This window comes from Nonomuraea sp. NPDC050536, assembly GCF_044457685.1.
Taxonomy (GTDB): Bacteria; Actinomycetota; Actinomycetes; order Streptosporangiales; family Streptosporangiaceae; genus Nonomuraea.
On the sequence record NZ_JBITHD010000001.1, the window covers coordinates 409,328 to 418,547 of the forward strand.

The 9,220-nt window shown below is 65.0% G+C and carries 15 protein-coding genes; 6 read left to right on the plus strand and 9 right to left on the minus strand.

From position 1 onward, the window contains the following. Window positions 1-35: 35 nt before the first annotated feature. From ACIBHX_RS02225 to ACIBHX_RS02260, 8 genes are all read right to left on the minus strand, one after another. Window positions 36-281: a hypothetical protein gene (locus ACIBHX_RS02225; protein ID WP_397063395.1), complete on the minus strand. Its 246-nt coding sequence runs from the start codon at window positions 279-281 to the stop codon at window positions 36-38. Window positions 282-624: 343 nt separating this feature from the next. Further along, window positions 625-1,338 (minus strand): hypothetical protein, encoded by a 714-nt coding sequence (locus ACIBHX_RS02230; RefSeq protein ID WP_397063397.1) that lies wholly within the window; start codon window positions 1,336-1,338, stop codon window positions 625-627. Continuing rightward, the gene (locus ACIBHX_RS02235) at window positions 1,335-1,565 is read right to left on the minus strand and encodes a hypothetical protein (protein ID WP_397063399.1); all 231 of its coding nucleotides are present in this window, start codon (window positions 1,563-1,565) and stop codon (window positions 1,335-1,337) included. The genes ACIBHX_RS02230 and ACIBHX_RS02235 overlap by 4 nt, the downstream gene beginning before the upstream one ends. Next, the gene (locus ACIBHX_RS02240; protein WP_397063401.1) at window positions 1,562-1,906 is read right to left on the minus strand and encodes a hypothetical protein; all 345 of its coding nucleotides are present in this window, start codon (window positions 1,904-1,906) and stop codon (window positions 1,562-1,564) included. Before ACIBHX_RS02240 ends, ACIBHX_RS02235 begins: the two co-directional genes overlap by 4 nt. A gap of 259 nt (window positions 1,907-2,165) precedes the next feature. Then, window positions 2,166-3,029, minus strand: a complete 864-nt coding sequence (locus tag ACIBHX_RS02245; protein WP_397063403.1) for a helix-turn-helix domain-containing protein — start codon at window positions 3,027-3,029, stop codon at window positions 2,166-2,168. Continuing rightward, the gene (locus ACIBHX_RS02250; protein WP_397063405.1) at window positions 3,004-3,570 is read right to left on the minus strand and encodes a DUF6879 family protein; all 567 of its coding nucleotides are present in this window, start codon (window positions 3,568-3,570) and stop codon (window positions 3,004-3,006) included. Before ACIBHX_RS02250 ends, ACIBHX_RS02245 begins: the two co-directional genes overlap by 26 nt. After that, the gene (locus tag ACIBHX_RS02255) at window positions 3,567-3,764 is read right to left on the minus strand and encodes a hypothetical protein (RefSeq protein ID WP_397063406.1); all 198 of its coding nucleotides are present in this window, start codon (window positions 3,762-3,764) and stop codon (window positions 3,567-3,569) included. The genes ACIBHX_RS02250 and ACIBHX_RS02255 overlap by 4 nt, the downstream gene beginning before the upstream one ends. Window positions 3,765-4,026: 262 nt before the next feature. Next, window positions 4,027-5,520, minus strand: coding sequence for an IS1380 family transposase (locus ACIBHX_RS02260; protein WP_397063407.1), 1,494 nt, complete (start codon window positions 5,518-5,520; stop codon window positions 4,027-4,029). A 159-nt stretch (window positions 5,521-5,679) separates the two neighbouring features. On the opposite strand from ACIBHX_RS02260, the gene ACIBHX_RS02265 reads away from it, so the two are divergent. The 3 genes from ACIBHX_RS02265 to ACIBHX_RS02275 are packed head-to-tail and all read left to right on the plus strand — an operon-like array spanning window position 5,680 to window position 6,911. Continuing rightward, entirely contained in the window at window positions 5,680-6,042 is a 363-nt protein-coding gene (locus ACIBHX_RS02265) for a type II toxin-antitoxin system RelE/ParE family toxin (protein WP_397063409.1), read from the plus strand. 33 nt (window positions 6,043-6,075) lie between these two features. Next, window positions 6,076-6,477 (plus strand): helix-turn-helix domain-containing protein, encoded by a 402-nt coding sequence (locus tag ACIBHX_RS02270; protein WP_397063411.1) that lies wholly within the window; start codon window positions 6,076-6,078, stop codon window positions 6,475-6,477. Further along, window positions 6,474-6,911, plus strand: a complete 438-nt coding sequence (locus ACIBHX_RS02275) for a DUF6941 family protein (RefSeq protein ID WP_397063412.1) — start codon at window positions 6,474-6,476, stop codon at window positions 6,909-6,911. Before ACIBHX_RS02270 ends, ACIBHX_RS02275 begins: the two co-directional genes overlap by 4 nt. 9 nt (window positions 6,912-6,920) lie before the next feature. Here the strand turns inward: ACIBHX_RS02275 and ACIBHX_RS02280 are convergent, their stop codons facing one another. Beyond that, entirely contained in the window at window positions 6,921-7,157 is a 237-nt protein-coding gene (locus tag ACIBHX_RS02280) for a hypothetical protein (RefSeq protein WP_397063413.1), read from the minus strand. A gap of 290 nt (window positions 7,158-7,447) precedes the next feature. Here ACIBHX_RS02280 and ACIBHX_RS02285 point away from each other — a divergent pair, with 290 nt between their 5' ends. The 3 genes from ACIBHX_RS02285 to ACIBHX_RS02295 all read left to right on the plus strand — a co-directional run bounded on the left by ACIBHX_RS02285 (window position 7,448) and on the right by ACIBHX_RS02295 (window position 8,859). Further along, complete coding sequence (locus ACIBHX_RS02285) at window positions 7,448-7,681, plus strand: winged helix-turn-helix domain-containing protein (RefSeq protein ID WP_397063415.1); 234 nt, start codon at window positions 7,448-7,450, stop codon at window positions 7,679-7,681. A 103-nt stretch (window positions 7,682-7,784) separates the two neighbouring features. Further along, on the plus strand, window positions 7,785-8,630 hold the full coding sequence (locus ACIBHX_RS02290) for a helix-turn-helix domain-containing protein (protein WP_397063417.1): 846 nt from the start codon (window positions 7,785-7,787) through the stop codon (window positions 8,628-8,630). Between the two features lie 16 nt (window positions 8,631-8,646). Then, window positions 8,647-8,859 (plus strand): DUF397 domain-containing protein, encoded by a 213-nt coding sequence (locus tag ACIBHX_RS02295; RefSeq protein ID WP_397063418.1) that lies wholly within the window; start codon window positions 8,647-8,649, stop codon window positions 8,857-8,859. The last annotated feature ends 361 nt before the right edge of the window (window positions 8,860-9,220 follow it).

The window sequence follows — 9,220 nt, forward strand, 5'->3', positions numbered from 1 at the left end:
TCGGGCGTTGGCGCGCTCGGCCCGGGGGCATTGGGTTATTCGGTTGTGTCGCCAGAGTTGGCGCTCTGGTCTTTCCACTTCAGTGAGACTGCTTGCTGGCTGATGCTGGCGAGGGTGGCGACCCTCACCTGGGTCCAGGTCTCGTTGCCTTCTCGCCTGCGGCGGCCTGCCTCCTGGATGAGGCGGTCTCGTTCGGCCGTTGCGTCCCGCAGTCGTCTGGCGGTGTCGCGGAGCCTGTTGGCAAGCATCTCGTCGCTCAACTCCTCCAGATTCTCCGGCACCTCCCTTGTGTAGCACTCGGCCAAGATCAATACAAGTTACTTGTATCTTTAGGTAAGGATCAAGTATCTAACCCGACACGAAGAGGGTGGCGTTGCCGCCCTCGGGATCCCTCTACTGCTCACACGAGGCGGGGTGCTGACCCAGGCGTGTCTGCTGTAGCCCGAGGGCGGCAGGTACTCCAGTGTGCTCCTACATCGGCGGTTGTGTGGCGGCCCCGCCCCCACCCCCTCCAAGCTGAGGTGCGGGGCCGCCCAATCCCCGCCCGGAGACCCTCCAGTCGTTGGGCGGGGGTCTTTCAGCCCGGCTCCCGCGGGGTGGCCGCTACGCGGGAGCCGGGTGGCTTCATCTAGCCAGGCCGATCAGCAGTTTCCACCACACAGCGTCAGCCTCGGCCCGTGAGTAGATCTCCGCGCTGTACTCGCACTCGATCACAGACATGCCGTCCTCCACCACGAACCGGGTCCGCCGGAACTGGTACCGGCCGCCGAGCGAGCCCAGCTCGAAAGAGACGGGGTGATCCGGGCAGGTGTAGAGCATGACACGGAACCGGCTGGGCGGTGAGTGCAGCCAGCGGAGTCGCACAGCGTTCGGCCGCACCGACAGGGGATGCGGCGAAAGACCGGGGCAGGCGGCATCGTCGTCGGCCGCCGACCCGAGCCACCCGAGGAGCACCCGGTCAACCTTGGACAGTTGAGGGGGCGCCAGCTCGATGGCCACGTCTTCCTCGATTGGCGGGTCCGGCTCAGGTGGATGATCGACGTGGTACGCCTCGGGGTTGCGGTCGTAGAAGTCTTCGAGCCACGCGTCGACTTTCATCGTGGACGTGTGCAGTGCCTTGGCAACCGCGGCGGGTGTCTCGCCGGCCCGCACCCGAGCTACGGCTTCCTTCTGCCGCCGGTCGCCGTAGTGTGCGTCAACCCGCCGGCGCAGCATCATCTCGGCGATGTCGAGATCGCGGGCGACAGATCCGACGCTCTGCCCGCTGTACACGACCCTTTCGACCGCTTCCTCGAGGAGTTCTGCGGGATATTCGCGGGCTGGCCGCCAGACGCTCATCCTGGGTCGCCCGCCTCGAGGGCGTGAATCGCCTCGTTGAGTAGCCCGGCATTGACGTATGTCAGCGCAGGCCGGTCCTCGGGCCATGACTTGCTGCGGGCCGTCCAGATGCGGGTGTCGGTTTGCCGCCACACCTCCCAACCTGGGTATGTCCGCATCAGCAGATCGCACATCGCCGCGGTGTTGTCGGGCTCGTCGTAGTAGGCCGATACCTCCTCGGGAGTCATGGAGACCACCCCGGCCTCGCTCCCCACGGCGCGCTCGTCAAGTGAGCGTGACCGTGCCGCGATCGTCTGCAGACATAGGCGTGCTGCGGCCCGCCGCCGAGGGCCTCCAACTCGCGTGCTGCCGCCTCTGCGGTCTCCAGGTCGGGGTAGGCGACCTTCCCATCACTGCCGGATGTCTCTTGGCGCGGCATGTCGCCGGCGAGCTCGGCCTTTGACGGGGTGCAGAACAACACGTCGCCGTTCCGCTGCAGTCGGGCGTACCGGGCGATGATGCGCATGCGAGCGCCCTTGTTGGCGTTGTCGGGCTCGTCGTAGTAGGCAGCCACCTCGTCGGGCGTCATCAGGCAGCCCGCTCGAGTTGTGCTCCGAACCGGAGGATGACGCCCCTGACTTGTGCGTCTCGCTCGTCGCGGGCGATCTCGACTTCCCGAGTCCGGTTGTGCGTGATCTCGAACCGGCCGTCAGGCAGAGGCCGAACCGTGCATTGGAAGACGTCGGGGGCTTGGAGGGCCATGACCTGGACGGTAGGAACCGGTCGGGCACGCCTTCAATGAGATTGCATGCGATAGCGCGCGATAGCGCCGAGATTGCATGCGATAGCTAGGTGGCGTCGTCGGACGGAAAGAACTCGTCGGCCAAGTCGTCGAGGACCCGAGTCATCACGGCACGGGCGGCCTTGCCGTACACGGCGACCTCACGCATCAGGTCGAAGATCTTGCCGTAGAGGGCGATCTCCTCCGGCTGCGTCAACGACAACTCCGCGGCGAACGTCTCGACCGTGACCAGCCGCTCGCCGTACAGCCAGAACCCGTGAACAGGGCTCTTCGGCAGGCGGGCCGTGAACGGGATCACCCCGAGTGCGACGTTGGGAAGCGTGGCAGTGGCGATCAGCCGCTCGATCTGGCCCATCAGGACCTCGGGCGGGCACAACAGGTTGCGCAGGGCGGCCTCGGAGAGGACGAAGTGGAAACGGTGGCCGGGCGTGTACAAGATCTGCTGGCGATCCATGCGGGCCTGCAAGCCCTCCTCCAGGTCGTCGGGGATCTCGTGCAGGCGGATGCCCTGGGCCATGATGTGGCGGGCGTACTCGCGTGTCTGGAACAAGCCTGGCACCGTGGCCGGCTCGAATCCTCGCAGCAGCTCCGTCTCTGCCTCGATCGAGGCGATCTGCCGCTGCCGGTCCCGGGTGCCTGACCGCAGTTGCCGGCGCCAGTCGGCGTAGGCCAGCTCGAGGTTGTGCAGCTGCATCAGCACGGAGGCTTCCTCGGCCTCCGCGCCGCACGCGCGCAGCCAGGCCCGCACCTCGTCCGCGGTCGGGGTTTGCTTGCCGAGCTGGATCCGGCTGACCTTGGTGACATGCCAGCCGAGGACCTGCGCGAGCTGCTTGCCGTCCTTGCCGGCGGCTTGGCGCAGCTCGCGCAGCCGAGCCCCTAGCGCCTCACGTGCCTGGCGAGGGTTCGGCAAGATCAGCCCACTTCTTTACGTACTCCTCGTAGGTGACGGCCGCAGCCCAGGCGGTTTGCTGCCCTGCACGGAAGGCCGCCATGGAGGTCGGGTCGTCGACGAGCTCCATGCGGGTGAGAACGTCATCGTCGTCGAAATGGAGCACGACGGCGGTGTGCTGGTCGAACATCCAGTAGTCGAGGGCCGGCAGGTCGAGCCCGGCCGCCTGCTGGCGCGGCAGATAGCGGATGTCTTCGCCCACCTGGGCGTTGCCTGCATTCAGGAGCATCTCGAACTGGATGTAGGACGGTGGGGGCTCGGACACCACCCGCACGCGTTCGACCGCCTTCCCAGCGGCGGTCGCCTCGCCGATCAGCTGCATCCATACGGCCCGGTCGCGGCGGTTGAGCTCCTCGAGGCGTTCCCAGTCGCGAGCGACGAATGCGTTCCATCGGTCCTGCTCTGCGGCCACGTTGTACCGGTCGCGCAGTTCGAGTCGGAAGGCGCCCTCGCGCATGTGCCGGAAGAAGTTGAGGAAATCCTCGCCAGCGGCAAGGCTCATCGGGCCAGGTCCAGCACATCGGCCGGAACCTCGACGATCAACTCGTCGTCGGCCAGGTCACGCACGTCGAGGATCGCGTCCGGGTCGGTGACCCGCTTGCCCTGGACGACGAACGTCCCGCGGTCCGTCCTGTACAGAGCAGGGCAGGAGCCCTCGTTGCTGTTACCGGTCTTGCCCAGGAACTCGAGTCGCATCGCTGCCTCCTGGCCGATGAAGGATTGCGCGTGATAGCGCGCGGTCGCCTCGATGTTTCACCGGGTAGCGCGAGCCGTCAACAGTCCTAGCCTCGATGATTCACGGGTTTGGGTGGCTTCGCCCAGCGTGACGGCTGCGTGATTTGTGGATCTTCGATTGGGCTTCTGGGCAGGGTGCTGGGCCGGCGGTCACGCCGGTGGTGCCGGTTCCACGGGCCGGTGGGGGTCTTGCCGGTCGGAATGGTTGGGGCGGGGCTGGTGCTCAGGTGGGAGCGGGCAGCGCCAGGACGGATGCGATGGCGCGTTGCAGCTGGTGGGCCCAGGGCCAGGTGTGGGGGATCTTAATGGTGCGGCGTCGCTGGCCGCGGACCAGGCGGGCACTGGTGTGCAGCAGCGTGTAGCGCAGGGTGGAGGGTTCGGCGATCGTCAGGTCGGCCTCGCAGCACAGCAGCCGAAACCAGGACAGCAGGTCGCAGCCGATCGCGGCGGCGATGCACCAGAGCTGGTTGATGGCCATCGACCAGGACGGGAGGCTGGCCAGCCCGGTGTTCTTGCCGCACCGGATGAAGTCCTCCACCCGGGCATGGACACGGTGGCGTGCCTCGCCCTGTTGCAGCGCCAGCATGGGAACTGGCGTGTTGGTCGCGATCAGCTGATAACGCCAGCCGCGCGCCTTTTCGAAGTCGGTCAGCTTGGCGCCGGAAGCGGGTTTCTCCCGGCGGACCAGGATGCGCATGCCCGCCGGCCAGTTGGCCAGCTTGTCGCCACCGGCCGATTGCCGCAGCAGGCCGGTGATCTCAGCCGTGCCCGCCTCCTCCAGATCGCGGGCCTGTCCTTCGTCGTTCAGGACACACGCCCACACTTCCTCCGGCAGCGCGGCGATCGCGGTCCGGGCGCGCTGGTCGAGGTCGAAGCCGACCGAGTAGTGGACTCGGCGACTGCGGGTGTTCAACATGGTGATGAACTGCAGCAACTCGATCGTGGCACCGGCCCCGTCGCAGGTGATGAGGATCCGCCTGCGGTACTTCGGCGGGATCTGCGCGATCGCCGTGGACAGCACCTCGAGGTGATCGGTCACGGTGTTGGCGCCCGCGTTGCCGGGACGTAGTTTGACGGCCAGGCACTCGCCGGTGTTGTCGCACCACGCGGTCAGCGGATACAACCCGAAGCTGCCCTTGAACGTCCCGGCCGCCGCCTCCTTGTCGCTGTGACAAACCTGGATCGTGGCATCCAGCCGGATCACGACCCACTCTCCCAGGTCGCCGTAACAGGTCCGCGAGGCCGGGATGCTCCCGTGCCGCGCGACAACCAAATTCCACACCCGCCGCCGGGCCCTCGCCCGCGCAGTCGCGATTCTGTCCCGCTGCCGGGCGGTCACCTCCGCCAACGCCCGCCACGCCGTCGATGCCGAGGCCACCGGCCCGAATAACTCGCCCTGATCCCGCAGGGTACGGATGTGCCGGATCGCCGTCCCGCCATCAGCGATCATCACACCGAGATCGGACAGCACCTGGCCCCGATCGTGCCTCACCTGACGGCCCCGCACCCGTAACGCGGCGCTCAGTTCGCCGGTCAGGCCGGACTTGAACGCCAGCATCCGCAGCCCCGCCGTACCGACGTGAGAGACCACGCCGTGACCCCCGACCGTGACCGCCAGCCCTTGCATCCACTTCGGGATAGTCTGCACGCGAAGAGTGCTCCTCGCTCTGGAAGGTTGTTGATCTCGACAATCCGTAATCTTCCAGATCAGGGGCACTCTTTGCTGTCTAACCGATCATCCAGCCCGAACTCTCATCAGCCAGCGTGAATCGCCGAGGCTAGGGATAGAACACGCATCGGTTCGGCTCTCCAAGGACGCAAGCCGTCCTGGGCCTGTAAATTCGTGGACTTCGATGGGGCTTGGACGGAGGTGGGTGTGAAGGAGAAGCCTGACTTCACATGGCTGTTCTACTCCACGCCTGCTGGTGGCGAAGTCGTACGCCGGGAGATCAACGACGTGCTCGGAGATGGCCCTCCCAAGAAGGAGCTCGGTGCCCTGATGGCCCGGATTGCGTATGGCAGGACGCTGCCCCGCGACACGAAGGCACTCGGGGGCGGGTTGATCGAGGCGAGGCTGACCGATGCGGGGAACGAGTACCGGCTCTACTACACGCACGACACAACTGGTGACTGTGTGCTCCTCTCGCTGGCATTCGCTCAGAAGGGGAGCAGAGGGGCTCAAGACCGAACTATTGCCGTTGCGCGAGACCGGCTGGCCGACTGGCGGGGCAGAATATAAGGTGAACCCGATACGAGGAGGCCGAGGACTGTGATGGACCCTCACATCGCAGAGCTTCTGGGCATCGACCTGGACGACCCTGAGGTTCAGCGAGAGAACGCGGCCATCGACCGCGACATGCGCCTGATCGAGACACTCGTCACTATACGAAAGCAGCGACACCTCACTCAGGCCGAGGTAGCGGAACGGATGGGCCGTACCCAACCGGCAGTCTCAGACTTCGAACGCCTCGGCGGCGACCCGCATCTGTCCACCATCCGCCGGTACGCCTTGGCTATCGGCGTTGACGTGATCCATACCGTCACGGCGCCGGGAGGGACCTCAAGTACGACCTCGACTCCGGCACGCATAGAGGTCCATGGCTACGGGCTGCCTGATGAGCAGTCCGCCACATACGGAGCAGCTAGCGTGGACATGAAGCGAGCAACCTTGTGATCGAAGGATTCCTGCTCCTGGCCGACGCTGCGACCACCGACGTGGCGTCGGGAAAAGTGAACATGCTGGGAGCTGGGTGGTCACTAACAGGGCCTGCAGTCCCTCCAGGCGCAATCGCAGGGTTCCTTCGCGTCCCATGGGATGAGGCGAAGGAGCAGATCCAGTTCGCCTTGCGTCTGGCTGATGAAGGCCGCGAGGACGTCCGGATTCCCATTGCCGATGGCGAGACGCGTGCCGTGGGATTCCAGGGCAACCTAGCACTTCAAGATGGCGAGCAAGACGGGACATCGAATGCGCGCGTACCGATGAATGTCAGTTTCTCAATCTCTCTCCCGCCGCTGCCGCTCACTCCCGGGCATGCGTATGAATGGATCCTTGAGGTCGGCGGAGAAGAGGTTGCGACAGTGCGCTTCGCGGTGCGGCCTGAGGTGTAGGAAGACCTATCACTGGTCTTGATGGCACGTGCACTGGCAGGCGTGGGACTCCATCTCCTCAGCGCCGGCGCAGCACTCGAGATGGTCGGGATCATGCCAGCGCTGGAAACGGCACTCGGCGTGACCGCTGATGTAGATCCGCTTCCACTTACGCGAGTCGGTTGTCGTGACCCATCCGTATCCGCCGCGGCTCGCGCACCAGCGGGACAGCTTCGGCTTGGCGCGGCGGCCGGCGTAGCGCTTCACGGGACCAACGGTAGCGAGGGAAGGCCCGGTTCCGGCCGAACTACGCGAATGCCGGAACCGGGCCTACTCACATCCTTAACCCGGATTCGCTTCTCTAACCGCATCGCCTGTAGGCGAGTCGGGCACCTCGGCGTAGCGTGAAGATCGTCCGCTGACCTGGCGCCCGTACGGCGCACCCCTCCCAGGGAGGCGAATATTTCGACGTTACATCAGTGGGGCATGCCGGGGTACGCCGGGGCGTGCCGCTGCCCTCCGGAGCATGCTCGGGCATGCCTCGGCATGCTCCTGTCGTGATTGAATGGCGCGCGAACGAGTTTCTTTGGGTGCAGGTGTACGAGTTGCTGAAGCAGCGGATCGAGGACGGCACCTATCGGCCGGACCTGCCGATTCCGTCAGAAACGTACCTTGAGCAGGAGCTTGGCGTCGCGAAGAAGACTGTTCGGAAGGCAGTGCACCGCCTTCGCGAGGAGGGCTTTGTTTATACGCGAAGGAACCTCGGGAATTTCGTTGCTGCCAGAGAGTAGATGATGGCAATCCCGCGGCGCGATTCGCACTAGGATCTCCGCGTTTACACCAGAGCGACGCGAATCGAGAGTGTTGCAGTCAGTAACGATGGAGCTTTCGACGATGACGACCTTCAGCCCGACCGTGAGGCGACGGCGCTTGTCGGCGGCCCTGCTCCAGATGCGGCGAGACGCTGGCCTTGACGCAACTGAAGTCGCCAGACGCTTGGGCTGGGACGGCGCGAAGCTCAGCCGCATCGAGCGGAACGAGTGGAAACGACCGAAGGATGAAGACGTCGAGGCGCTCCTGAAGGTCTACAGCCCAAACGGCGTGGTAGCTGAGTCGAAGCGCAAGGCCATGCTCGCTCTCGCCGAGCAGTCTCGGGCGCGCGGATGGTGGGCCGCCTACAGCGACGTGTTCCGCGGGAGCATCCTGCCCGACTTGGAGGCTGAAGCCACCACGATCAGAACGTACGAATCGCTCGTGGTGCCGGGCCTGCTCCAAACGCTGGACTACATTGAGGCCATCCATCGAGGATGGTTCGACGACGAAAAGTATGTTGCGCGCAGGGTTGCAGGAAGGTTGCGCCGCCAGGAGATCCTGGACCGTGTCGCGCTGTGCGCGGTGATAGATGAGGCCGCGGTCCGCAAGCAGATCGGTGGCCCGGATGTGATGCGGGACCAGTTGCGGCATCTCGTTGAGATGGGCTCCCGCCCGAACATCACTGTTCGTGTCGTGCCTGATTCGGCGGGTGCTCACGCGGCGCTAGCGGGATCTTTCGTGATCCTTGAAATTGAAGAGGATCACAGCGTGGTGTATTTGGATACCGCAACCGAATCCTTCTGTTTGGACCAGCCGCATGAGGTCGACCAGTACATGAGGATTTACAATCGGCTCGGAGCGTCCGCACTAACTCCCGCACAATCTGCGGAGCTCATTAGTGAAATGGCGGAACGTGTCGACAGGTAGACGAGGGGGAGACGACGTGGATCGTGAGCTTAGCTGGCGCAAGAGTTCACGCAGCTCCGCACAAGGGGCGAACTGCTTCGAGTGGGCAAAGCTTCCTGATGGAGGGGCCGCGGTTCGCAACTCCCGGGATCCACTGGGACCAGTAGTGGCCGGCACCCCAGGGGAGATCGCGGCGTTCATCCTCGGGGTGAAGGACGGAGAGTTCGACTACCTGATGGAGATCGCTTAGTGAGCCGTCGCCTTGACGGTTTTCGCTTCGCTGGCTTCTGCAAAGACGCAGGTTAGTACAGCGCTAACCCTCCGACGCCTTACAAGCGAGGGGTCACTGGTTCGAACCCAGTACCGTCCACCAGCGAAAAAGCCCCGCTTCCTGATCAAGGAAACGGGGCTTCGTGCCATCACCGTGCCATGAGGTGCCGGAGCTTCGCGCCGCAGTCCGACGTGGTGTTCGTTTGGTGTGGGTGATCTACAGGTACTCCCGGGGGAACGGTTCTGGGGGTTGGGCGGGTTGGTCGGCCCACTTCCACCAGTGGTGGTCGCTTGGGCAGGTCCATTGCACGCGGCAGGTGCGCCTGTCGTCTTCTTCGCGG

Bases quoted from the DNA above. Each gene is read 5' to 3' on its own strand.
- ACIBHX_RS02230 (WP_397063397.1), bottom strand. From the start codon at position 1,338: ATGAGCGTCTGGCGGCCAGCCCGCGAATATCCCGCAGAACTCCTCGAG.
- ACIBHX_RS02235 (WP_397063399.1), bottom strand. From the start codon at position 1,565: ATGACTCCCGAGGAGGTATCGGCCTACTACGACGAGCCCGACAACACC.
- ACIBHX_RS02240 (WP_397063401.1), bottom strand. From the start codon at position 1,906: ATGACGCCCGACGAGGTGGCTGCCTACTACGACGAGCCCGACAACGCC.
- ACIBHX_RS02250 (WP_397063405.1), bottom strand. From the start codon at position 3,570: ATGAGCCTTGCCGCTGGCGAGGATTTCCTCAACTTCTTCCGGCACATG.
- ACIBHX_RS02255 (WP_397063406.1), bottom strand. From the start codon at position 3,764: ATGCGACTCGAGTTCCTGGGCAAGACCGGTAACAGCAACGAGGGCTCC.
- ACIBHX_RS02270 (WP_397063411.1), top strand. From the start codon at position 6,076: ATGGACCCTCACATCGCAGAGCTTCTGGGCATCGACCTGGACGACCCT.
- ACIBHX_RS02290 (WP_397063417.1), top strand. From the start codon at position 7,785: ATGACGACCTTCAGCCCGACCGTGAGGCGACGGCGCTTGTCGGCGGCC.